Annotated in this window: 23 protein-coding genes and 1 riboswitch; of the genes, 15 read left to right on the top strand and 8 right to left on the bottom strand. The window is 74.5% G+C overall.

All coding sequences use genetic code 11. The features are described from left to right. Window positions 1–150: 150 nt before the first annotated feature. The 5 genes from CLV70_RS00665 to CLV70_RS00645 all read left to right on the top strand — a co-directional run bounded on the left by CLV70_RS00665 (window position 151) and on the right by CLV70_RS00645 (window position 5,007). Complete coding sequence (locus CLV70_RS00665; protein WP_106124340.1) at window positions 151–600, top strand: hypothetical protein; 450 nt, start codon at window positions 151–153, stop codon at window positions 598–600. A 92-nt stretch (window positions 601–692) separates the two neighbouring features. Further along, the gene (locus tag CLV70_RS00660; RefSeq protein WP_106124339.1) at window positions 693–2,261 is read left to right on the top strand and encodes a glycoside hydrolase domain-containing protein; all 1,569 of its coding nucleotides are present in this window, start codon (window positions 693–695) and stop codon (window positions 2,259–2,261) included. 86 nt (window positions 2,262–2,347) lie between these two features. Then, a complete protein-coding gene (locus tag CLV70_RS00655; protein ID WP_106124338.1) occupies window positions 2,348–4,018 on the top strand; it encodes an aminotransferase class V-fold PLP-dependent enzyme in 1,671 nt (556 codons plus the stop codon). Between the two features lie 112 nt (window positions 4,019–4,130). Beyond that, window positions 4,131–4,478, top strand: coding sequence for a hypothetical protein (locus tag CLV70_RS00650; RefSeq protein ID WP_106124337.1), 348 nt, complete (start codon window positions 4,131–4,133; stop codon window positions 4,476–4,478). A 133-nt stretch (window positions 4,479–4,611) separates the two neighbouring features. Then, window positions 4,612–5,007, top strand: coding sequence for an Hsp20/alpha crystallin family protein (locus tag CLV70_RS00645; RefSeq protein ID WP_106124336.1), 396 nt, complete (start codon window positions 4,612–4,614; stop codon window positions 5,005–5,007). Window positions 5,008–5,064: 57 nt separating this feature from the next. On the opposite strand, the gene CLV70_RS00640 is transcribed toward CLV70_RS00645, so the two are convergent. Further along, complete coding sequence (locus CLV70_RS00640; protein ID WP_106124335.1) at window positions 5,065–5,538, bottom strand: universal stress protein; 474 nt, start codon at window positions 5,536–5,538, stop codon at window positions 5,065–5,067. A gap of 194 nt (window positions 5,539–5,732) precedes the next feature. On the opposite strand from CLV70_RS00640, the gene CLV70_RS00635 reads away from it, so the two are divergent. The 5 genes from CLV70_RS00635 (at window position 5,733) to CLV70_RS00615 (ending at window position 9,944) form a co-directional block, all read left to right on the top strand. After that, a complete protein-coding gene (locus CLV70_RS00635) occupies window positions 5,733–6,008 on the top strand; it encodes a hypothetical protein (RefSeq protein WP_106124334.1) in 276 nt (91 codons plus the stop codon). A 44-nt stretch (window positions 6,009–6,052) separates the two neighbouring features. Further along, window positions 6,053–7,006: an RNA polymerase sigma factor gene (locus CLV70_RS00630; protein WP_158277669.1), complete on the top strand. Its 954-nt coding sequence runs from the start codon at window positions 6,053–6,055 to the stop codon at window positions 7,004–7,006. A 78-nt stretch (window positions 7,007–7,084) separates the two neighbouring features. Next, entirely contained in the window at window positions 7,085–8,206 is a 1,122-nt protein-coding gene (locus CLV70_RS00625) for an acyl-CoA dehydrogenase family protein (RefSeq protein ID WP_106124332.1), read from the top strand. 106 nt (window positions 8,207–8,312) lie between these two features. Continuing rightward, window positions 8,313–9,311, top strand: a complete 999-nt coding sequence (locus CLV70_RS00620) for an Acg family FMN-binding oxidoreductase (protein WP_106124331.1) — start codon at window positions 8,313–8,315, stop codon at window positions 9,309–9,311. A gap of 60 nt (window positions 9,312–9,371) precedes the next feature. Continuing rightward, window positions 9,372–9,944 carry an HD domain-containing protein gene (locus tag CLV70_RS00615; protein WP_106124330.1) on the top strand — a complete coding sequence of 191 codons (573 nt, stop codon included), beginning with the start codon at window positions 9,372–9,374 and terminating at the stop codon, window positions 9,942–9,944. Here the strand turns inward: CLV70_RS00615 and CLV70_RS00610 are convergent. Then, window positions 9,920–10,738: an alpha/beta fold hydrolase gene (locus tag CLV70_RS00610; RefSeq protein ID WP_106124329.1), complete on the bottom strand. Its 819-nt coding sequence runs from the start codon at window positions 10,736–10,738 to the stop codon at window positions 9,920–9,922. The genes CLV70_RS00615 and CLV70_RS00610 overlap by 25 nt on opposite strands. Window positions 10,739–10,755: 17 nt before the next feature. Next, the gene (locus tag CLV70_RS00605) at window positions 10,756–12,135 is read right to left on the bottom strand and encodes an APC family permease (protein WP_106124328.1); all 1,380 of its coding nucleotides are present in this window, start codon (window positions 12,133–12,135) and stop codon (window positions 10,756–10,758) included. Between the two features lie 123 nt (window positions 12,136–12,258). Between CLV70_RS00605 and CLV70_RS00600 the strand changes: the two genes are divergently transcribed. Then, complete coding sequence (locus CLV70_RS00600) at window positions 12,259–12,681, top strand: universal stress protein (protein ID WP_106124327.1); 423 nt, start codon at window positions 12,259–12,261, stop codon at window positions 12,679–12,681. 9 nt (window positions 12,682–12,690) lie between these two features. Here CLV70_RS00600 and CLV70_RS00595 read toward each other — a convergent pair whose 3' ends face one another. The 5 genes from CLV70_RS00595 to CLV70_RS00575 form a co-directional block, all read right to left on the bottom strand. Continuing rightward, window positions 12,691–13,023 carry an STAS domain-containing protein gene (locus tag CLV70_RS00595; protein WP_106124326.1) on the bottom strand — a complete coding sequence of 111 codons (333 nt, stop codon included), beginning with the start codon at window positions 13,021–13,023 and terminating at the stop codon, window positions 12,691–12,693. An 82-nt stretch (window positions 13,024–13,105) separates the two neighbouring features. Next, the gene (locus tag CLV70_RS00590) at window positions 13,106–13,939 is read right to left on the bottom strand and encodes a cyclase family protein (RefSeq protein WP_106124325.1); all 834 of its coding nucleotides are present in this window, start codon (window positions 13,937–13,939) and stop codon (window positions 13,106–13,108) included. A gap of 107 nt (window positions 13,940–14,046) precedes the next feature. Next, window positions 14,047–15,612, bottom strand: coding sequence for a serine/threonine-protein kinase (locus CLV70_RS00585; RefSeq protein ID WP_106124324.1), 1,566 nt, complete (start codon window positions 15,610–15,612; stop codon window positions 14,047–14,049). Window positions 15,613–15,688: 76 nt separating this feature from the next. Continuing rightward, window positions 15,689–15,931 carry a PspC domain-containing protein gene (locus CLV70_RS00580; RefSeq protein WP_106124323.1) on the bottom strand — a complete coding sequence of 81 codons (243 nt, stop codon included), beginning with the start codon at window positions 15,929–15,931 and terminating at the stop codon, window positions 15,689–15,691. A gap of 41 nt (window positions 15,932–15,972) precedes the next feature. After that, window positions 15,973–17,199 (bottom strand): aminotransferase class V-fold PLP-dependent enzyme, encoded by a 1,227-nt coding sequence (locus CLV70_RS00575; RefSeq protein WP_106124963.1) that lies wholly within the window; start codon window positions 17,197–17,199, stop codon window positions 15,973–15,975. Window positions 17,200–17,286: 87 nt separating this feature from the next. Further along, window positions 17,287–17,403: riboswitch (SAM riboswitch) on the bottom strand. A 172-nt stretch (window positions 17,404–17,575) separates the two neighbouring features. On the opposite strand from CLV70_RS00575, the gene CLV70_RS00570 reads away from it, so the two are divergent. The 4 genes from CLV70_RS00570 to CLV70_RS00555 all read left to right on the top strand — a co-directional run bounded on the left by CLV70_RS00570 (window position 17,576) and on the right by CLV70_RS00555 (window position 21,330). Next, window positions 17,576–17,806, top strand: coding sequence for a chaplin family protein (locus CLV70_RS00570; RefSeq protein ID WP_106124322.1), 231 nt, complete (start codon window positions 17,576–17,578; stop codon window positions 17,804–17,806). A 175-nt stretch (window positions 17,807–17,981) separates the two neighbouring features. Continuing rightward, the gene (locus CLV70_RS00565; RefSeq protein WP_106124321.1) at window positions 17,982–19,586 is read left to right on the top strand and encodes a methyl-accepting chemotaxis protein; all 1,605 of its coding nucleotides are present in this window, start codon (window positions 17,982–17,984) and stop codon (window positions 19,584–19,586) included. An 8-nt stretch (window positions 19,587–19,594) separates the two neighbouring features. Beyond that, on the top strand, window positions 19,595–20,632 hold the full coding sequence (locus CLV70_RS00560; protein ID WP_106124962.1) for a BMP family lipoprotein: 1,038 nt from the start codon (window positions 19,595–19,597) through the stop codon (window positions 20,630–20,632). A gap of 74 nt (window positions 20,633–20,706) precedes the next feature. Further along, complete coding sequence (locus CLV70_RS00555) at window positions 20,707–21,330, top strand: DinB family protein (protein WP_106124961.1); 624 nt, start codon at window positions 20,707–20,709, stop codon at window positions 21,328–21,330. Window positions 21,331–21,346 lie beyond the last annotated feature (16 nt).

Below are 21,346 nucleotides of genomic sequence, written 5' to 3'. Positions count from 1 at the left end.
CACTCTTCACACTGCCTCGCGGCCCACCCCGCGGACAGGGCCGTTGGTCCCGGCCGGGCCGGGCCGGGACCCTCCCGGCGTACGGAATTCCGGCGCTGCCGTTGCGCCACCGGGCGGACCTAGCGTGAGGGCACGTGGAGGGAGACAGCCATGTCCGCCGCAAAGCCCCGCCCGTCGCCCGCCGCCCGCCGGGCGGGCTACACTGTCGCCGCCGTCGTCAACGTCGTCCTGCTGGTGCTGATCAACGGGCGGCCCGGCTGGAGCGCGGTGCCGTTCCTCACCGGGGGGATGACCGCGGTGCTGCCGCTGCTCAACGCCTCGCTGCTGATCGGCGTGGCGGTCGACCTCGTCCAGATCGTCCATGATCCGCGCTGGACGGTCGCGCTCGGCGGCATCGTCACCACCGCTGTCGGGATCGCCGTCCTCGCCCGGCTGTGGGAGGTGTTCCCGTTCGCGTTCACCGACCCGTCCACCGACTGGGCGATGGTTGTGCGCGTGGTGCTGGCGGTCGGGCTGATCGGCAGCGCGGCAGGGCTCCTCGCGCATACGATCTCCCTGCTGGGGGCGGTGCGGCAGCGTCTGCGCGCCGGTCACGCCTGAGGGGACTTCCGGCCCTTCACCGCGGGCGTACGGCTTGCTTCGCTCGGGGGATCCCCCGGCGTCTCGCCGGTTCCTCGCGGAAGGGGATCGCCATGGACCGCAGGTCCGGACTGCTCCGTACGCTCGCCGCGGCGCTGATCGCCGCCCCCCTGCTGATCGCCGCGCCCGCCGCCGCGGCGGTGCCGCCCCAGCCGGGGACCTACACCGGGTACGGCTTCGACGCCTGCGCGGCCCCGTCGGCCGCGACGATGACGGCGTGGCTGGAGTCGCCGTACCGCGCGGCCGGGATCTACTTCGGCGGCGACAACCGGGGCTGCACCCAGGCCAACCTCACCGCCGACTGGGTCGCCGCGCAGCAGGCCGCCGGCTGGCACCTCATTCCGCTGTACGTCGGCCCGCAGGCGTCCTGCACGACGTCGACGAAGAAGATCCTGATCGACGACACGCGGGCCGCCGCGCAGGGCCGGGCCGCCGCGGAGGACGCCGCCGCCCGGGCCGCCGCGCTGGGGCTGGCCGAGGACAGCGTCCTGATCTACGACATGGAGGCGTACCGCACGGACGACGCCACGTGCCGGGCCGGGGTGCTGGCGTTCATGAGCGCGTGGACCGCCCGCCTGCACGACCTGCGCTACCTGAGTGGCTTCTACAGCAGCATGAGCTCGGGGGTGGCGGACCAGGTGGCCGCGTACCCGACGGCCGGCTACGTGCGCCCGGATCTCCTCGACTTCGCCCGGTGGGACCAGGTCGCCACGGTCACCGACCCGGCGATCCCGGCCGGCTACTGGCCGTCGCACCGCCGGATCAAGCAGTACCGCGGCGGGCACGACGAGACGTGGGGCGGCGTCACGATCAACATCGACAACGACTATCTGGACGTCGCGCCGTCGCCGCGTACGCCGTTCGCCGACTTCACCGGCAACGGCTGGGCGGACGTCCTGGCCCGGACCACCTCCGGCGGCGAACTGTGGATCTATCCCGGCAACGGCGGGGCGATCGACACGGCCGCCCGGCTGCGCGTCGGCGCCGGCTGGGAGGCCATGAACGCCATCGTCCGCATCGGCGACCTCGACCGCGACGGCCGGGAGGACGTCGTGGCGCGGCAGAGCTCCAACGGCGACCTGTGGTTCTACCCCGGCACCGGCACCGCCCTGGCCGCCCGCAAGCGGATCGCCACCGGCTGGGGCGGCCTGCGGGAGATCACCGGGATCGGCGACTTCGACCGCGACGGCTACCCCGACCTGCTCGCCGTGCAGACCAGCAACAACAACCTCTACCTGTACCCCGGGCGGGCCGGCGCCGTGCTCGGGCCGCGGGTCCTGGTGGGCAGCGGCGGCTGGAACACGATGAGCGAGCTGGCCGGGGTCGGCGACTTCGACCGCGACGGCTATCGGGACATGGTGGCCCGGCTGACCTCCTCGGGCGCCCTGTACTTCTACGCCGGGCGCTCCGGTGGCTTCGCCGCCCGCCGGCAGCTCGGCACCGGCTGGGGCGCGCTGCGGGACCTGACCGGCGTCGGCGACTTCGACCGCGACGGCTATCTCGATCTCGCCGCCGTCCAGACGTCCTCCGGCCAGCTGCTGCTCTACCGGGGCAACGGGAGCACCATCGCCGCGGGCGTACGCATCGCGACCGGCTTCGGGGCCGTCACCCCTGTCCTCTGAGGCAGACCTGCCGCCGCTCACGTCTCGCCTCGTGGCGTCCCGGTTACCGTCCGAAAGGGAGGCCACGGAGGAAGGGGTGAGCGGCCATGCGGCAGACCCTGATCGCACGGATCCGCCGGGGGACCATCGGCGAGGGTACGGTGCTCGACGGCCCGTACGGGCGCCGCCGGATCACGTACGCGGACTACACGGCCTCCGGCCGCGCGCTGGACTTCGTCGAGGACTTCATCCGGCACCGGGTGCTGCCCCGCTACGCCAACACCCACACGGAGTCCTCCGGCACCGGGTCACAGACCGGGGTGCTGCGGGAGGAGGCCCGCCGCACCATCCACCGCGCGGTCGGCGGCGGCCCCGGCGACCTGGTGATCTTCTGCGGCTCGGGGGCCACGGCCGCGATCGCCAGGATGGTGGCGCTCCTCGGGCTCCGGCTGGCCGCGACCCTCGACGAGCGGTACGCCCTCAGCGCCCGGATCCCGCGCGAGCAGCGGCCGGTGGTGTTCGTCGGGCCGTACGAGCACCACTCGAACGAACTGCCCTGGCGGGAGAGCATCGCCGACGTGGTGGTGATCGACGCCGACGCCGACGGCCGCATCGACCTGGCCGGCCTGGAACGCGAGCTGATCCGGCACGCCGGGCGGCCGCTGCGGATCGGCAGCTTCTCCGCCGCCTCGAACGTCACCGGCATCCTGTCGGACACCGGCGCCATCGCCGCCCTGCTGCACGCCCACGGCGCGCTGTCGCTGTGGGACTACGCCGCCGCGGGCCCGTACGTACCGATCCGGATGGGCGAGTCGGCGCCGGGGCGGGGCGACCACAAGGACGCGGTGTTCCTGTCACCGCACAAGTTCGCCGGCGGCCCGCAGACCCCGGGCGTCCTCGTCGTGCACCGCGACCTGGTGCCCGGCCCGGTGCCGACCGCGCCGGGCGGCGGCACCGTCGTCTTCGTCGGCCCGCGGGGCCATCTGTACACCGGGGACCCGGTGGCGCGGGAGGAGAGCGGCACCCCGGCGATCGTCGAGTCGGTCCGCGCCGGCCTGGTCTTCGCCGTCAAGGAGGCCGTCGGCACCGACACCATCGCCGAACGTGAGGGGCGGCTCTGGGCCCGCGCCCGGGCGCGGTGGGCGGAGCACAAGAACATCGAGGTCCTCGGCGACCCGGACGCCGAGCGGCTGTCCATCGTGTCCTTCCGGATCCGGTCCGGCGGCGGCTACCTGCACCACAACTTCGTCGTCGCGCTGCTCAACGACCTGTTCGGGATCCAGGCCCGGGGCGGCTGCTCGTGCGCCGGCCCGTACGGTCACCGGCTCCTGGGCATCGGCGACGCCGAGTCGGAGGCCTTCCGGGAGGTGGCCGGCCGCGGCTACGAGGGGGTGAAACCGGGCTGGAGCCGGATCAACCTCAACTACTTCATCTCGGACACGGTGGCCGACTACCTGCTCGACGCCGTCGCGCTGATCGCCGCGCACGGCGACCGGCTGCTGCCGGACTACCTGTTCGACCCGCGCACCGGCCTGTGGACGCACCGTACGCCGCGACCCGTCCCCGTCCACCTGAGCGACCTGCTGGCCGGCGGTGCCGCCGCGGAGGCGGACCCGGTGCTGGGCGAGGACACGCTGGCGGGCTTCCTGGAGGAGGGGCGGCGGATCCTGGACGGCCGGCCGGACCTCGGCGGCGACGGGCCTTCCGGCCTGCCCCCGGACCTGGAGGAGTTGCGCTGGTACCGGCTTCCCGCGGCCTGCCTGGCCCGGCCGCGGTGACCGTGATGCCCGGTACGGGGTGAGTCGAAAGACCCTGTCGGCGGGCTCCGGCCCGGCCGATGATCTTCGTATCGGCCCTGCACGAGGGCAGGGCGAACCCGGGAGGTAGGCCATGAGGAACGACAGCCTGACCACCGCACCGCACGTCCGCACGCACGGCCCGGTCGACGAGCCGGCGCGGACCTACGCCGTCGAGAAGCTGGAAGCGGCCCTGCACCACGCCCCGGCGCCGGTGCTCCAGTCCTGGCTCACCCTCGACGCCGCGGCGCCCGGCGACCGCGTCGACGCCCACGTGAACGTCAACGGCGTGCCGGTCCACGTCCACGCGGTCGGCGTGACCCTCCAGGAGGCCACCGACCTCATGCAGAGCAAGCTGCGCTCCTGCCTGCGGCGCATCCGCCGCCGCCCGGACCAGGGCCCGGCCGCGCCCCCGCCGCCGGACCTCCTCGGCGCGCTCTGATATCACCCGGCCGGCCGGGACCGCCGCCACGGCCCCGCCCGGCCGGGGCCGGGACGGACGGGTCGTTCGGCCCTGAACGGCCGCGGGGTCCGCGAGGTGCGATGGAGGCAGCGGAGAAGAGAGGAGTGTCGCCATGGCTGCCCTGCTGCCACGCCTGTTCGGTGACGTCACCGACTGGTTCGAGATGGACTTCCCGCGGCCCACGCCGGCGATCCGGCTCGAGGACAAGATCACCGACAAGGAGTACGTGCTGCGCGCCGAGCTGCCCGGCCTGGTGCCGGACAAGGACGTGCAGATCACCACCCACAACGGGGTGCTGACCCTGAAGGCCGAGCGCCGCGAGGAGGAGAAGGGCCTGAACCGCTCCGAGTTCCGGTACGGCCTGGTCCAGCGCTCGCTGCGGCTGCCCGCGAACGCCGACGAGGCCGGCATCAAGGCGACGTACCGCGACGGGATCCTCGAGGTGTGCGTGCCGCTGAGCGCCCCCGAGCCGTCCGGGCGTCAGATCGAGATCACCACCGCCGGATGACGACGGCGCGAGGGCGGCGGGGTGTTCCCACCCCGCCGCCCTCGCGCGTGCGGCCGGTCAGTGGCGCAGGACCGGGTCGGCGGCGTTGCGCGGGTGCTCGGCCGGGACCGGGATGACCACGACCGGGCAGGCGGCCTTGCGGACGCAGTCCTCGCTGACCGAGCCGAGGACGGTGTGCCGGACCCGGCTGTGCCCGTGGCTGCCCAGGACCAGCAGGTCGGCGGAGCGCCCGGCGGCGGACAGCACGTCGGACGGCCGGCCCTCGATGACCTCGCCGGCGACCGGCAGGTCGGAGCCGCGGCGCTCGATCAGCGCCTTGATCTCGCGGTCGAGGACGGCGCCGGCCCGTTCGGCCTCCTCGCGGGGGCTGGTCGCGGCGACCGGCCCGTACTCGATGCCGTCCCAGGACCAGGCGATGACGGCCTGCACCGCCCCGCCGCGTGCGGCGGCTTCCCGGGCCGCCCAGTCCAGGGCCCGGCGGCCTCCTTCGGAGCCGTCGACCCCGACGACGATGAGATAGGTGGCGCTCATGGCTGCTCCTTCCGGTGATGAACGGCTCGTGGCACCCCCATTGACACTCCGGCGAAGAGGGCGCCGCCAGGGCCCAGGGTCCCGTCCGTACGGGACCAGCCGCTCCCCGGGACCGATGCCACCGCCATCCGCGACATAGGACCCTGCCGATCAACCGCGCCGGCGGCGAGGATGGGTGCCGGAGGTGATCCACCATGCTCTTGACCCTGGTGCTCACCGTGGCCCTGATCGGCGCGTGCGTCTCCGTGCTCTGGCCCTGGAACGGCGTGGAGCCGGAGGACAAGGGGGAGCCGGCGGCCCCGGTGCGCGAGCCCGAGACCCTCGAGGGCGCCCTGGTGGCCCAGCTCGCCGCCGGTGAGATCAGCCGCGGCCAGTACGCGCGGGCGATGGAGCGGCTGGCCGCCCGCGACGACGAGCGCCACCCGCTCGCCGTGCCGCCGGACAACGGCCCGGCCGGCGCGGGGGCCTGACCGGGCGCCCAAGCGGTGCGGCCGGCCCGGTTACAGTGGCGCGCGTGCGTGTGGAGACCCTGGCCGGCCCGGACTGCGACCTCGTGCGGGCGGCGCAGCGGGGCGACCTGTCCGCCTTCGCCGTGCTGACCGAGCGGCACCGGCCGGCGCTGCGGGCGACGGCGATCACCCTGCTCGGGTACGGCGACGAGGCCGACGACGCCGTCCAGGACGCGATCGTGCTCGCGCTGCGGCGGATCGGCCAGCTGCGCGATCCCGCGTCCGCCGGGTCCTGGCTGCGGGCCATCGTCCGCAACACCTGCCGGAGCCGGTTGCGGCTGCGCCGGCCGATGCCGGTGGCCGAGCCCGAGCTCTACCTGCCGCCGTCCGCCGAGCCCGGCCCGGAGGAGGTCCTGGACGGCGCCGGCGAACGGAGCTGGGTGCGGCAGGCGGTCGCTACGCTGTCGGACCCGGTCCGCGAAGTCATGCTGCTGCGGTACTTCACCGGGTTCTCGTCGTACGAGCAGATCGCGCGGCTCTGCGGCATCCCGGTGGACGTCGTCGGCGGCCGGCTGCGGGACGGCCGGCGGATCCTGGCCCGGCGGCTGCGGGAGAGCGCCGGCGACGCGTACGCCGCGACGGACGCCCAGGTCGCCATGCACCGGCGCACCGCGCGGCAGCACGTCGCCACGATGCTCGGCGGCGGCTACGGGCGGGTCATCGAGGACTGGTTCCGGCGGGACGCCTCGGTGGTGGTGATGGGCGGGTTGGTCGGCGACCGGGCGACGCTGGGGGCGCTGATGGACCTCACCCTGAACGACGGGGTCGGCCTGCGGCTGCACGATGCCGTGGGCAGCCGCGGGGTGCTCGTGTGGGAGACCGACTTCCTCAACCCGGCGTCGGATCCCGAGCACTGCCCGCCGACGATGGCCTGGCTCCTGCGGCTCGAGCAGGGCCGGGTGGTCCGGCTCGGGATCACCTACGGTGGCGCCCGGAATGAGAACTTGATCACAGGCTGACCGGCGCAGTTCCGGCGTTCCCGCCGCGTCCTGTCCCGCACGGCCCTGCCGAGGGGCCGGCGTGGAAGGAGACCGATCATGGAGATCGCGAAGCTGCCGGAGATACTGCGGCCCGCCATCGAGAAGTACCGCGACGCGGCCGAGGACCTGGGCCGGACCCCGCCCGCGCTGGTGGCGGAGCTGCGCGATCTGGGCGCCTTCGGCCTGCTCACCCCGCGGGAGCAGGGCGGGCACGAGGCAACGCTCGGCGAGGCGCTGGCGGTCTACGCCGCCGTGGCGCGCATCGACGGGCCGACCGCCTGGCTGCTCTGGAACTTCAACCTGGGGTTCGCGGCGGGCTGGTTCCCCGAGGCGGCGGTGGCCCGGATCTGGCCGGGCGGCCCCGACCCGCTGATCGCCAACTCGGGTCAGCCGGGCCTGCTCACGCCGGACGGCGACGGCTATCGGCTCACCGGCCGCTGGCGGATCGTGAGCGGCGCGCACGCGGCCGAGTGGTTCATGATCGCCGGCGCCGACCCGTCGGCCGGGCCGGGCTTCGCGGGGCTGCGCTTCTGCGCGGTGCCCCGGGCCGACGTCACCGTGGAGGAGACGTGGGACGTGGTCGGCATGCGCGCCTCGGACAGCAACACGGTCGTCGCCGACGAGGTGGCCGTACCCGGGGACATGACCGTGGGTCTCTTCGCGCCGCTCCGGCTGGACCGGCCGGCGTACCGGCACTCCTCGATCAGCCTGCTCTTCCCCGGCTGCGCCGCCGTGCTCATCGGCATCGCGCAGGCGGCGGTCGACGAGGCGGCGGAGCTCGCGCGGACCAAGGCCGGCTTCGACGGGGTGCGGCTGGCGGAGAAGGAGCACGTCGCCACGGCGGTGGGACGGGCGATGTCGCAGGTGGCGGCGGCCCGGGGCCTGCTCCTGGAGACCCAGCGGGAGCTCGACCGTACGGTCGCCGCCGGCGCGCAGACCACCGAGGAGCAGCGGGCCGCCGTACGCGGCGCGATGTGTCACGTCACCGAGACGGCCCGCGCGGTGCTGGTCGCGATGTACGAGATCGGCAGCTCCACGCCGCTCTACCGGGACAGCCGGCTCGGCCGGATCTTCCGCGACGGCATGGCGGCGGCCCAGGCCGCGAACCTGTCCACCACGCAGTGGACGATCCCCGGCCGGCTCGCGATGGGTGAGCCGTCGGGGTGGCCCTTCGTCTGAGCGTCCCGCGGTCCCGCCCGGCCCGTCCGGGCGGGACCACCGGCCCTGGCCCGGGGGACCCGCGTGGACCAGCGTGGGAGGTGTCCACCGGCGACAGGAGCAGCAGATGCCCGAGTCCCTCACCGGCGCGCGGGACGTTCTGTCCCCGGCGGTGCTCAGCGAATGCGTCCGCGCGGCCACGGCCGCACCCTCGCTGCACAACAGTCAGCCGTGGCGGTTCCGGCTGCGCGACGGCGGCGTCGACGTGTACGCCGACCAGCGCCGCCGCCTCGACGTCCTGGACCCGGCCGGGCGGGAGCTGCTCATCAGTGTCGGCGCGGCCCTGTTCACGCTGCGGCTGGCGATCCGCCGCGAGGGGTTCCTGCCCGGCGTGGCGCTCTTCCCCGACGCCGGCGACGCGGACCTGGTCGCCCGGGTGACCGTGGGACGCCCGGAGCCGGTGACCCCCGCGGTCGAGGCCCTCGCCGCGTCCATCGCGCACCGGCACACCAACCGGCGCCCGTTCGCACGGTCCATGGTGCCGGCCGACGTGCTCGAGCACCTGCGCGACGCCGCGCGGCGCGAGGGAGCGGTGCTGACCGTGGCCGACGCGCCCGCGCGCGACGCCATCGTCCGGCTCTCCCGGGCGGCCGACCGCCGGCTGCGGGCCCGCGGCGGCTACCGGGCGGAGATGTCGCGCTGGACGGCGCCCGGCACCGGCCGGCGGGACGGCGTGCCGTCGTCGGCGGTGGGCCCGTGGGACGCCCTGGAGACGGTGCCGATCCGCGACTTCGGGCTGCTGCGCCCGCTGCCGCCGGAGCCGGGCGGCTTCGAGCCGTACCCGACGATCATGGTGCTCGGCACCGAGGGTGACGGGCGCGCCGAGTGGGTGACGGCCGGGCAGGCGCTGCAACGGGTGCTGCTCGCCGCCACGTGGCAGAACCTGGCCACCACCCCGATCAGCCAGCCGGTGGAGATCCCGGCGGTCCGCCGGCTGCTCACCGCGACCGCCGGCGGCACGTGGGCCCAGATGGTGATCCGGGTCGGGTACGGCCGCCCCGCCGCGGCCACCCCGAGGCGCCCGCTCTCCCAGGTGCTGCTGCTGCCCGGCCCCGATCCCCGGTGATTCAGGGCGCGGCCACGGCCCGGCAAACTTCCGTTCACCCGGGGGCGACAGGATCCGCCCATGAGGGTACGAGGGTCGCTGCTGGTGACGGCCGCCCGCGAGGTGGCACAGGAACTGCTGGGCGGCATGGGGGACCGCTGGCGGCACACGTGCGGCGTGGCCGCCCGGGCCGATGAGCTGGCGTACGCGCTCGACCTCGACCCGGACGTCCTGGTCTCCTCGGCCTGGCTGCACGACATCGGGTACGCCACCCCGGCGCTGGTCACCGGCTTCCACCCGCTGGACGGCGCCGACCACCTCGCCGGGCGGGGCTGGCCGCTGTCCATCGCCGCCCGGGTCGCCCACCACTCCGGCGCCCGCTTCGTCGCGGCGGCGCGGGGGCTGGGGGAGTTGCTGTCGGCATACCCGTACGAGGAAGGCCCGATGTCCGACGCGCTGACCTACGCCGACCAGACGGTGGGGCCACGGGGTGACCGGGTGAGCCCGGCCGCCCGGCACGACGAGATGCTGCTGCGGCACGGCCCGTCGTCCTGGAACGCGAGGGTCGACCACCTCCGCGGCCCGTACCTGCTGGAGGTGGCCGACCGGGTCGAGCGGTGCCTGGCGGCTCACCCGGCCGGCACGCCCGCGTAGAAGTCCGCCAGCGCCCGCGCCACCAGTCCCGGCGCCGTCATCGTGGCGAAGTGCGACTGGCCGTCCCAGACGATCCGGTGCGCGCCGGGCAGGGCGGCGGCCAGGGCGTCCATCGTGGCCGGCACCGGGTCCCAGGTGTCGGCGCCCCCCATCAGCAGCGCCGGGACGGTGATCGACGACCAGCGGCCGACGTCCGGGTCGTCGCCGGCCAGCGCCTCGAGGTCGTGCAGCCAGCCGATCGCGGAGCGCCGCGCCTCGGCCGGGTCCGGCGGCCGGTCGCCCGCCGCGGCCGCGAACGCCGCGACGACCGCGGGCGGCACCCGGGTCACCTCGTTGAGCACGGCGGCCAGGCCCGCCGCGTCGTCGCGCCCGAGGGCCGCCCGATAGCGCTCGAGCAGGGGTTCCGTCGCCGGTCCGGCCGCGAACAGCGGCGGCTCGAAGACGGCCAGCGTCCGCACCCGGTCCGGCTCCGCGGCCGCCACGTGCAGCGCGAGCGTGGCGCCGTACGAGCCGCCGACCAGGTGCACCGGGCGCCCCGCCGCCTCGATCACGGCCGTCACGTCGGCGACCTCGTCCCGGAACGACTTGCGGCCGGGCGGTACGTCGCTGGGGCCGTAGCCGCGCCGGGCCGGCATCCACAGCTCGTACGGTCCGGCGAGGTGCTCCGCCACCGCCGCCCAGGAGTGCAGGCCGCCACCGGAGCCGTGCAGCAGGACCACGGGATCGCCCGCGCCCACCCGGCGTACGGTCAGGCGGGTGCCGTCCGCGGACCGGATCGACCGGTCGTCCGTCATGGGGTGCTCCAGAAGCGCTAGGTGTAGTGACCAGGACAGTTGCTCAGGCGGCGATGAGCGTACGTGGCCGCCCACAGCACCACGCCGATGAGCAGCAGCACGCCCGCCACGCGGTAGTCGCCGCCGGCGCGTCCGGACAGCGGGCTGGCCAGGTAGGCGCACAGGACCGCGCCGATTACCGGGATCACCGTCGGGGCCCGGAAGTGCCGGTGCTCCACCCGGTCGCGCCGCAGCACCAGCACCGCGATGTTGACGATGGTGAACACGCAGAGCAGCAGCAGCGATGTCGTCCCGCCCAGCGCCGTCAGGTCGGCGAACCAGATCAGCCCGAACGCGACCAGGGTGGTGAAAACGATCCCGACCCAGGGGGTACGCCGGGAGCGGTGCACCAGCCCGAGCACCCGGGGCAGCACGCGCTCGTTCGCCATGCCGTACAGCAGCCGGCTGGCCATCAGCATGTTGATCAGCGCCGAGTTGGCCACGGCGAACATGGTGATGAACGCGAAGACGGTCAGCGGGAACGCCGGCGCGCCCGCCGACACGACCTTGAGCAGCGGCGCGTCGCCCTCGCCGAGATCGGCGGGGGAGACCAGGGTGATCGCCGAGATCGCCACCAGCACGTAGATGACGCCGGTGATGCACAACCCGGTGAGCATCACCTTCGGGAAGATCCGGACCGGGTCCCGGGTCTCCTCCGCCATGTTGACCGAGTCCTCGAAGCCGACCATGGCGAAGAAGGCCAGCGCGGTCGCGGCGGTGACCGACAGGACCGCGTTCTCGCCCGGCGGGGAGTCGAACTCCACCAGCCGCGACACGTCGCCCTCGCCGCCGCCGATGGCCCACGCGCCGATCCCGATGACGATCAGCAGGCCGCCGAGCTCCACACAGGTCAGCAGGACGTTGACCTTGACGCTCTCGCCGACCCCGCGGAAGTTGACGAGCGCGATCAGGGTCATGAACGCCACGGCGACCGCGGTCAGGCCCAGCCCCTCGCCGAGGGACAGGTCGAACGCCTCGGCGAAGTTGCCCGCGAACGCCTTGGACGCGCTCGACGCCGAGGTCAGGCCGGAGCACATCACCGCGAAGGTGACCATGAACGTCAGGAAGTGCACGCCGAAGGCCTTGTGCGTGTACAGCGCCGCGCCCGCCGCCTTCGGGTACTTCGTCACCAGCTCCAGGTAGCTGAACGCGGTCAGCAGGGCCACCGTGAACGCGAGCAGGAACGGCAGCCACACCGCGCCGCCGACCTCGGCCGCGACCTTGCCGGTGAGGGCGTACACGCCGGTGCCGAGGATGTCGCCGACCACGAAGAGCAGCAGCAGCCCGGGCCCGATCACCCGGTTGAGCGTGGGCCGGCCGTCCTCCCCGGTCGCGTCCGTGGTGCCGGTCTCTGCCATGGCCGCGTACCTCCGCCGTTCGGGGGTGTCCTGGGCGAGCGTCCCGGTCCGAGCGTCGTACAGATTCTCCGATATGTCGAGCGTGTCTTGTCCTGGGACGTGTCGTGCAGCAGGATCGGGGCCATGCGCATCGTGCTGGCCGCGAATCCCGAGGCAGACCAGCCGTGGGTGGCCGACGCGGCCGCCGACCTGGCCCGGCAGACCGGCGGCTCGGTGGCCGTGGTCGCCGTCGACGAGGTCGAGATCGAACGGCTGGCCCCCGCCCCCCGCAGCGTCTTCACCGAGCGCGCCGAGCGGGCCGCGACGGCGGCGGCCGAACGCCTCACCGCCGCCGGCATCGAGGTGGCCGTGACGGTGGTGCTGCCCGGCCGCCCGCTGCAGCGGATCATGGAGTTCGCCGACGACCACGGCGCCGACCTGATCGTGGTCGGCTCCAGCACCAGGCCGCGGGTCGCGGAGCGGCTGCTCGGCAGCCTGCCGCTCGACCTCATCAAGCGCTCGCCGCGCCCGGTGGTCGTGGTGACCCACCCCCACCGCGCCGGCTGACCCGCCGGTTCAGTCGCCCGGCGGCAGGCCGAAGACGTCCGCCAGGCCGGTCACCTGGATCGCCTTGCGCACCGGCGGGGACGGGTCGACGAGGGCGAGCGTCACCCCCGCCGCCGCCGCGGAGTTGCGCGCGCTGACCAGCGCGCCGAGGGCGTACGAGTCGATGAAGGTCAGGCCGCTGACGTCGACGTGCAGATAGCGGCAGCCGGTGCCACGGGCCGCCGAGGCGAGGCTGTCGCGCACCTCGTCGGCGCAGTCGAGGTCGAGGTCTCCGTCGAGCGCCGCGAGGAGCACGCCGTCGGTGGAGACCGGCTCGTACGCGACCAAGGTGTTCCTGGACATCTGCCCGAGGATAGCCGCGATCGCCCCGGGCGGCTCGCCGGGAGCGGCCGGGAGCGCCCGGTTCGCCCGTCCGGGGTGCCGCCTACCAGGTCGCGAAGATCCGGGCCTGGCCGCCGGAACCCTCCTCGAACGGCAGCAGCCCGACGACCACGGTCGCGCCGTGACGGGGGATCGACGCGAGGTTCGCCAGGTTCTCCAGGCCGTACCGGTCGGCGCCGGTGAGGGTCACGTGCACGGGGAAGTCCTCGGAGCGGCCGGGGTCGATGCTCAGGGTGTCCACGCCCAGGCTGCGGACCGCCCGCTTCTCGAGCAGCCACTCGCAGGCGTCCGCGCCGAAGCCGGGGAAGTGCAGCACGCCGTCGCCGTCCGTACCCCGGTAGGCGGCGGCCGAGCCCACCTTCGCGCCCCACCCGGAGTGCATGAGCACCGCCGCGCCGCGGGGGATGCGGCCGTACCGTCGCTCGAAGGCCCTCAGATCACCCACGGTGACCTCGGCGTCGGGGTCGCCGGCGGCCCTGGCCGCGATGTCCACCACCACGGCGGGCACGATCAGCTCGTCGAGGGTCAGCTCCGTCGACAGCCGCCCGCCGGGGGTGAAGTGGCCGGGCGCGTCCACGTGGGTGCCGGTGTGCTCGACGAGGCGCCACTCCTGCATGTAGTAGCCGTCCTCCTCGATCGTCACGTAGGTGCGGCGGCGGGCCTCCTCACCGTCGGCGAACGACGGGAAGGACGTGGTCAGCGGGTAGGTCAGGTCCTGCAGGCCGCGGCGCCGGCCGGTCAGCGGGGCGGCCGGGGCCGCGGCGGACGCCGGTGCGGACAGGGCAAGCCCGCCACCCGCGGCGGCCGCGCCGAGCAGCGCCGCCCGGCGGCTCACCCGGGCGGTACGGGCCTGGCGGAGGCATTCCTCGGTGCACACTGACCTGCTCCTCTCGACGGCGCCCCCGGGCTGCGCGGAGGCCACCCTGCGAGGCGATCACAGCCGGCGGGCGGCCGCAAGGCCTTCACCGGCATGTCACCCGGGGGTCAGGCCGGGCCGCGGTCGACGAAGCTGAACGGGACCGAGTTCGGGTAGTCGCCGGCCTCCTCGACGTACACCTCCCGGTCGCTCTTGCTCCACTGCACGATGCCGTACTCCTCGTTGGCGATGGTGTAGGTCGGGCGGCCCTTGTCGTCCTTGCCGCCCTCCGCCGAGATCGAGAAGACGGTGGCCTTCGTGGCCGAGCAGTCCGTGCCGACCAGCGACGCCGAGCGGTTCGGGACCACCTTCACGCCGAGGCAGCGTTCGCGGCCCTGGGCGTCGGGGCGGACCGCCTTGATGAGGAAGTCGACGCCGTACGACTCCAGCCGGAAGAGGGCGTCGGGCCCGGTGCCGCCGGACGCCCGGGCCGGGCCGTCGGCGGGCAGGGCCAGGTCGCGGTCGATGTCGGCCATGTGCAGCAGGGTGCGGCGGCTGCCGGTGAGGATGGCGGCGGTGTTGCGGACCGGGTCCACCGACGCGGACGGCCGGGCCGGGACCGCCGAGGCCGAACCGGCGACCGTGACGGGCGGGGAGCCGCCCTTGTTGACGAGGTGCAGGCCGAGCAGGCCGGCGACCCCGCAGAGTGCGAGCACGGCGGCGCCCGCCACGACGAGCCGCCCGCGCCGGCGACGCGGGGCGGGTAGCGGCGCGGCCGGCGGGGTGTGCCACGCCTCCGGGAGCTCCCCGGGCCGGCCGGGCGGCGCCGGCGGCACCGCCGGCTCGGCGACCGGGCCCGGCGGCGAGGCGGCCGGCGGGGAGCCCGACAGCAGCGCGTCGAGCAGGTCGCGGGCGGTGGGGCGGTCGGCCGGGTTCCGCGCCAGCGAGCGGCGGACCAGGTCGTACAGGCCGGCGGGCACCCCGGCGAGCTGCGGTGCGCCGGTCAGGATCCGCATGGCGGTGGCCGGGGCGGAGTCGGCGGCGAACGGCGTGCGGCCCGTCGCCGCGTACGCGATCACCGCGCCGAAGGCGAAGATGTCGGCCGGGAAGCCGGCCGTCTGCCCGGGCCCCGGCTCGAGCCGCTCGGGGGCCATGTACGCGACCGTGCCGACCATCTGGTTCGTGCCCGTGTGCCGGCTGGTGGCCTCGAGCGGCCGGGCGATGCCGAAGTCGATGACCTTGACGCCGCCCCGGGCGAGCAGCACGTTGGCGGGCTTGAGGTCGCGGTGGATCACGCCGGCGCCGTGAATGGCGGTGAGCGCGGTGGCGATGCCGACGGCGAGGCTGTGCAGCGCGGCGCCGCCGAGGGGTCCCCGCTCGCGGACCACCGCGGCGAGGCTGGGACCGTCGACGTACTCGACGACCAGGTAGGGCGGTTCGTGGTCGGGGTCGGCGTCGAGCACCTCCGCGGTGGAGAACGGCGGCACCTGCTGCGCCCGGTTCACCTCGCTGCGGAAGCGGCCCCGGAACTCGGGGTCGTCGGCGAACTCCGGCCGGACCATCTTGATGGCGACCTCGCGGCCGTCCGGCCCGGCGCCCAGATAGACGGCACCCATGCCGCCCTGGCCGAGCCGGCCGAGCACCTCGTAACGGCCGAGCCGGCGCGGGTCACCGGGGAGCAGGGGCCGGCTCATCCATCCCTCACCTCACGTCGCGGGCACACCGACCCCGCACCCTACCGTCCGGGTGCGAAGCCGGTGCCCGCCGCGGTCAGGCGGGATACGACGGTGCGGCGTACGCGGGCCGCTCGGCCGGCATCAGGATCCACAGCAGCGGGTAGACGAGCAGCTGGCTGCCGGGGATCACCAGCAGCACCAGCACGAAGAGCAGGCGGGTGAGCCACGGGTCGAGCCCGAAGCGACGCGCCAGCCCGGCGCAGACACCACCGAGCATGCGACCGTGGCGGGGACGGACGAGGCCTTGTCGGGTCATGGAGTCGGAGAAGGCGTTCATGTCTCCATGGTGGTCGCCGGCCACCCCGGCCGGCATCGGGATCAGCCCCGGAGTTCCCCCTGAGACAGGGTCTCGGCCAGGGCGCGGGTCAGGCGGTCGAGGTCCTCGTCGCGGGTGCCCAGGCCGAAGCTGACGCGCAGCAGCCCGGCGGCGCCGGACCCGCAGGCGGCGGCGCGCGCCGAGGCGGTCAGGCGGCGGGTCAGCGGGTGGGCACAGAACTGGCCCGCGCGTACGCCGACCCCGTAGCGGTCCGCGAGGTGTGCCGCCACCGCGGCGGGGTCGTGGCCGTCCAGGGCGAGCGACACGATCCCGAGCTGCGGTACGGCGCCGCCGAACGCGCTGACCTCGACGGCTCCGGGCACCCCGGCGAGGCCCTCGCGCAGGCGGGCCAGCAGCTCCTGCTCGCGGGCGTGCAGCGCCGCACGGTCGGCCCGGCCCAGCGCCGCGCACACGGCGCCGAGGGCGACCGCGCCGAGCAGGTTGGGGGTCCCGCCCTCGTGCCGTGCCGGGCCGCGGACCCAGGTGACCTCGCCGGCGCGGTCGCCCACCACGCCACTCGCGCCGCCCCCGGCCAGGTACGGCGGCGCCGCGTCGAGCCAGTCGGCCCGGCCGGCCAGCACGCCCGCGCCGAAGGGGGCGTACAGCTTGTGGCCGGAGAACGCGAGGTAGTCCGCGCCGAGGGCGGTCAGGTCGACGGGAGAGTGCGGAGCGAGCTGCGCGGCGTCGACCACGACCCGGGCCCCGTACGCGTGCGCCACGTCGGCCAGGCGCCGCACCGGCCACACCTCGCCGGTGACGTTGCTCGCGCCGGTGACGGCGAGCAGGGCCGGGCCGCGTACGGTCCGCAGCGCCCCGTGCAGCGCGGCGACGGCCGCGTCCGGGCTGTCCGGGCAGGGCAGGCGCAGCTGCCGCGGCCACGGCAGCAGGTTGGCGTGGTGCTCGCCGTCGAAGACGACGGTGGTGGTACCCGGGGGCAGGGCGCGGGCGAGCAGGTTCAGCGCGTCGGTGGTGTTGCGGGTGAAGACGACGCTGTCGCCGGTGCGCGCGCCGGCGAACGACGCCACCAGGTCGCGGGCGCGCTCGTACTCCAGAGTGGAGGTCTGGGACCGCAGGCCGGTGCCGCGGTGCACGCTGCCGGCGAAGGGGAGCAGGTCGCGCACGGCGTCGGCGGCGGCGCGCACGCAGGGCGCCGAGGCGGCGTGGTCGAGATGGGCGAAGCGGACGGTCTCGCCGGTGGTCAGGCGCACCGGGGTGTCGTCGCCGACCACGTCGAGGTCGTGGTCGAGCTCGTGCCGCGGGTCGTGGTGCAGAGACAGGGTCACAGGAACCTCCGCGAGGTCAGGGACCCCGCCCGGGGTCCGCGCTTGCCCGCGTCGGTGCCGACGCCGGCCCGGTCCTCACCCGGGGCACCCCATCGCGAACGGAAGGGTTGCCGGCCAGCGAGCCGGGGCTTGTCGCTGGCGCTCATGACCTGAGCCGACGGTAGCAGATGATCAGCAGGGGCGCAGGAGCCGGTCGAGCACCCGGCCGCCGGGTCGCGCTCGGCCGGCGAATCGGAAGCGGACATTTGCGTCGTTTCGGCTACATGCGGTGATTTGATCACTACGGTGAGTCCTGCAATGTCGGAACGACGAAAGGTATGACATGAAGCTGGTCAAGGGCCTGCTGCTCGGTGCCGGGACGGTCGCCGCGGCGCTCGTGCTCACCGCCGGCCCCGCGAGCGCGTACGGGCACGACGACGACGGCGACACCAACGTCGGCGTGCTCAACGGCAACAGCGTGGTGGTGCCGGTGCACATCCCGGTGAACGTGTGCGGCAACGCCATCGCGGTGCTGGGCATCGCCGGTGCCGGGGCGATCTGCGGCAACGGCTGATCGTCCTCGACGAGGAGATTCCGCCGGCGGCGACCGGCGTCCGGTGCATCGGGTGGCACGCAGGATCACCCGCAGCCGGACGCCGGGCCGCGGAATCGCTCAGGAACCCGGTCCGCGCGTCGATCGAAGGGACGACCGGCGGCTGTGCCCGCCATCTACCGGAGGGACGGACCACGTGCGGCGGTTCACCATCGGCGCCCGGCTCTCCGGCGCGTTCGCCGCGGTTCTCGTGCTGCTGCTCGGCGTGGCGGCCATGGCCTTCGCCACCATCGTCGACCAGCGGGGCTCCGCCAACGACGTGCGGCGCCTCGAGGTGCTGACCCGGCAGGCGCAGGAGATCAAGACCCACGCCGCCACGCTGAACGGCTGGCAGTCCAGCTACATCAACGACATCTACCGGCTCGGTGCGGTGCGGGCGCTGGGCGGCGACTCGGTTGCGTACAAGGCCTGGCAGCAGGAGCGGGACACGTTCCGGGCCTTCCTGAACGGCGTCGATGCCGGGGCGTTCACCGGCACCGAGCGGGCCCTGTTCGACCAGGTCGGCAAGGAGCTGGGCACGTACGTCGCGGTCAACGACAAGCTCGTGGCCGCGTACAAGCCGGGCACGCCGCAGGCGCTGTGGAACGCCGACCAGATCGCCATGTACGACAGCTGGAACAGCTACTACCGGATCATGGTATCGGCGCAGAAGCTCGCCGCCTCGGTCGACCACCGCAGCGTGGAGGCCGTCCAGGTGTCCGCCGACGACGCGACGCGCGCCCAGTGGGCCATCGGCATCGCGACCGCGCTGGCCCTGCTGCTCGGCGCCGCGTCCGCCGCGGTGGTCACCCGCAGCATCGTGCGTCCCGTCGGCGCCGCCCGCGACGCCCTGCGCCGGGTCGCCGAGGGGGACCTGACCGAGACGCCCGCCAGCGCGTGGCGCGACGAGGTGGGGCAGATGGCCACCGCGCTCGGGCAGGCGGTCGGGTCCGTACGCGCCATCGTCTCCGACGTCGCCACCCAGGCCGACGCGCTGACCCGTACGTCCGCCGAGCTGGACGCCGTCTCGGCGGCCTTCGCCCGGGCGGTGGGCGACACCTCGCAGCAGGCCGAACTGGTCGCCGGCGCCGCGGAGGACGTGAACCGCAACGTCGACACGATGGCGGCGGGCTCGGAGGAGATGGGCATCTCGATCCAGGAGATCTCGCGCAACGCCACCGACGCGGCCGGCGTGGCCGCCGAGGCCGTCACCGCCGCCGAGACCGCCAACCGTACGGTGGCGAGCCTGGGCTCCTCGTCGTCGGCGATCGGCGACGCCGTGCGGCTGATCACCAGCATCGCCGCGCAGACCAACCTGCTCGCGCTCAACGCCACCATCGAGGCGGCCCGGGCCGGCGAGCTCGGCCGCGGCTTCGCGGTGGTGGCCGGGGAGGTCAAGGACCTGGCCCACGAGAGTGCCCGGGCGGCCGAGGAGATCGACGGCCTGGTCCGGGCGATCCAGGGCGACACCGAGGCGGCGGTGACCGCGATCGGGCACATCGGCGGCGTGATCGGCCGGATCAGCGACTACCAGACCAGCATCGCCGGGGCGGTGGAGGAGCAGACCGCCACGACCGGCGAGATGAACCGCGGCGCGATGGCCGCCTCCAGCGGCACGGCGAGCATCGCCGAGAACATCCGCGCGGTGGCCGCCGCCACGTCGGCCACCTCCGCCGAGGTCGCCCGTTCCCGCGAGGCCGCGGCCGAGCTGACCCGCATGTCCACCACCCTGCGCGACGCGGTCGGGCAGTTCCGGTACTGAGGATGCAGATGCGCAGAAGGATCACCGCCGCCCTGCTGGCCGCCGCGGTCGCGTCGCTGTCCGCGTGCACGGCGGCGCCGGTCACCGTCTCGTCGGACGCACTGACCGGGCTGGGCAGCGAGAGCGTCCACGTCGGAATCGCGTACGACAGCGCGGGCCGGGGCGACAAGAGCTTCAACGACGCGGCGGGCGCGGGCCTCGACCGGGCGAAGAAGGAACTGCTCGTCGGCGCGACCGAGGTCACCACGAAGTCCGAGGACGACGAGGGGCGGGTGGCCGCCCTGCGCGAGCTGGTCAGGGCCGGCAGCAACCCGGTCATCGCCGTCGGCTTCCTGTACGCGGGCGCGATCGGCACGGTCGCCAAGGAGAACCCGGGCACGCTGTTCGCCATCATCGACGACGACTCGGTGCAGGCGAAGAACGTGGTGTCCCTGCTGTTCTCCGAGGAGCAGGGCTCCTACCTGGTCGGCGTCGCGGCGGGGCTGGCGACCGAGTCGGGCCGGGTCGGCTTCGTCGGCGGCGTGGACGTGCCGCTGATCCACAAGTTCGAGGCCGGCTACACCGCGGGCGTGCACAGCGTCGACCCGGACATCCGGGTGACCGCGCGCTACCTGAGCAAGCCGCCGGACTTCTCCGGCTTCGGCTCGCCCGACAAGGGCAGGGCCGCCGCCGCGGCGCTGCTCGACGGTGGTGCCGACGTCGTCTACTCCGCGGCGGGCGGCTCCGGGCAGGGCGCCCTCGAGGCGGTGGCGGCCGTCCCCGGCGCGTGGGCCATCGGCGTCGACTCCGACCAGTACGCCGGCGCCGCCGGCGCGGTGAAGGAGCGCATCCTCACCTCGATGCTCAAGCGGGTCGACAACGGCGTCTTCCAGGAGATCCAGGCGTTCATCAAGGGCGACCGGGCGGGCGGGGCGAAGCGCTACGACCTGAAGGTCGACGGGGTCGGGTACGCCACCTCGAACGCGGCGATCGAGCCGTACGCCGACGGCCTGGAGCGCGCCCGCTACCGCATCCTCAGCGGTGCCGTGCAGGTCCCGTCGAGCTGACGGACCGAAGTCCGACCACCCGCCGACCCGGGGCGGGGTCGCCCCGCTCGCCCTCGGATGGCAGGCTCGTGTCCGTGCTCGACGATCTCGTGAAGGACCACCTGCACCGCCGGCTCGAGTCCACACGTCAGGCGCTGGTGTGGAAGCTCGATGACCTGTCCGAGTACGACGTCCGGCGTCCTCTGACGACGACGGGAACGAATCTCCTCGGACTGGTGAAGCACCTGGCGACGGTGGAGGCGTGGTATTTCGGCGAGGTCTTCGGCCGTCCGTTCCCCCAGCCGCTGGGACGATGGCAGGACGCGGACGGCAGCGACCTGTGGGCGAACCCGGCCGAGACCCGCGACCAGATCATCGGCTTCTATCACCGTGCCTGGGAACACGCGGGCACGACGATCAACGAGCTTCCCCTGGACGCGCCCGGCCACGTGCCGTGGTGGTCGCGGCCCGACGTCACACTGTTCACCGTCATGGTCCACGTCCTGCAGGAGACCGCCCGGCATGCCGGGCACGCCGACATCCTGCGTGAGCAGCTCGACGGCCGCACCGGGATGATGCCCGAGTACGAGCAACCGGTCGACGCGACGGCTCGCGAGGCGCACTGGGCGACCGTCGAGCGGGCCGCCCAGCAGGCGGTCGGCGATTCGTATCGCGCCGAGCTGCCCGGCACCGGCCGGCAGGGGGGCTCCGCGCGGTGATGTGCCGGTGGGGCCG

Source organism: Pseudosporangium ferrugineum (genome assembly GCF_003002065.1).
GTDB classification, from domain to species: Bacteria; Actinomycetota; Actinomycetes; order Mycobacteriales; family Micromonosporaceae; genus Actinoplanes; species Actinoplanes ferrugineus_A.
Note: the sequence above shows the minus strand (reverse complement) of the source record. Positions and strands in the feature narration are given on the sequence as shown.

Coding starts and splice junctions, on each gene's coding strand:
- CLV70_RS00655 (WP_106124338.1), top strand. CDS start 2,348: ATGCGGCAGACCCTGATCGCACGGATCCGCCGGGGGACCATCGGCGAG.
- CLV70_RS00585 (WP_106124324.1), bottom strand. CDS start 15,612: ATGAGCCGGCCCCTGCTCCCCGGTGACCCGCGCCGGCTCGGCCGTTAC.
- CLV70_RS00570 (WP_106124322.1), top strand. CDS start 17,576: ATGAAGCTGGTCAAGGGCCTGCTGCTCGGTGCCGGGACGGTCGCCGCG.
- CLV70_RS00650 (WP_106124337.1), top strand. CDS start 4,131: ATGAGGAACGACAGCCTGACCACCGCACCGCACGTCCGCACGCACGGC.
- CLV70_RS00560 (WP_106124962.1), top strand. CDS start 19,595: ATGCGCAGAAGGATCACCGCCGCCCTGCTGGCCGCCGCGGTCGCGTCG.
- CLV70_RS00595 (WP_106124326.1), bottom strand. CDS start 13,023: ATGTCCAGGAACACCTTGGTCGCGTACGAGCCGGTCTCCACCGACGGC.
- CLV70_RS00665 (WP_106124340.1), top strand. CDS start 151: ATGTCCGCCGCAAAGCCCCGCCCGTCGCCCGCCGCCCGCCGGGCGGGC.
- CLV70_RS00645 (WP_106124336.1), top strand. CDS start 4,612: ATGGCTGCCCTGCTGCCACGCCTGTTCGGTGACGTCACCGACTGGTTC.
- CLV70_RS00620 (WP_106124331.1), top strand. CDS start 8,313: ATGCCCGAGTCCCTCACCGGCGCGCGGGACGTTCTGTCCCCGGCGGTG.
- CLV70_RS00610 (WP_106124329.1), bottom strand. CDS start 10,738: ATGACGGACGACCGGTCGATCCGGTCCGCGGACGGCACCCGCCTGACC.
- CLV70_RS00660 (WP_106124339.1), top strand. CDS start 693: ATGGACCGCAGGTCCGGACTGCTCCGTACGCTCGCCGCGGCGCTGATC.
- CLV70_RS00615 (WP_106124330.1), top strand. CDS start 9,372: ATGAGGGTACGAGGGTCGCTGCTGGTGACGGCCGCCCGCGAGGTGGCA.
- CLV70_RS00635 (WP_106124334.1), top strand. CDS start 5,733: ATGCTCTTGACCCTGGTGCTCACCGTGGCCCTGATCGGCGCGTGCGTC.
- CLV70_RS00600 (WP_106124327.1), top strand. CDS start 12,259: ATGCGCATCGTGCTGGCCGCGAATCCCGAGGCAGACCAGCCGTGGGTG.
- CLV70_RS00580 (WP_106124323.1), bottom strand. CDS start 15,931: ATGAACGCCTTCTCCGACTCCATGACCCGACAAGGCCTCGTCCGTCCC.
- CLV70_RS00625 (WP_106124332.1), top strand. CDS start 7,085: ATGGAGATCGCGAAGCTGCCGGAGATACTGCGGCCCGCCATCGAGAAG.
- CLV70_RS00605 (WP_106124328.1), bottom strand. CDS start 12,135: ATGGCAGAGACCGGCACCACGGACGCGACCGGGGAGGACGGCCGGCCC.
- CLV70_RS00640 (WP_106124335.1), bottom strand. CDS start 5,538: ATGAGCGCCACCTATCTCATCGTCGTCGGGGTCGACGGCTCCGAAGGA.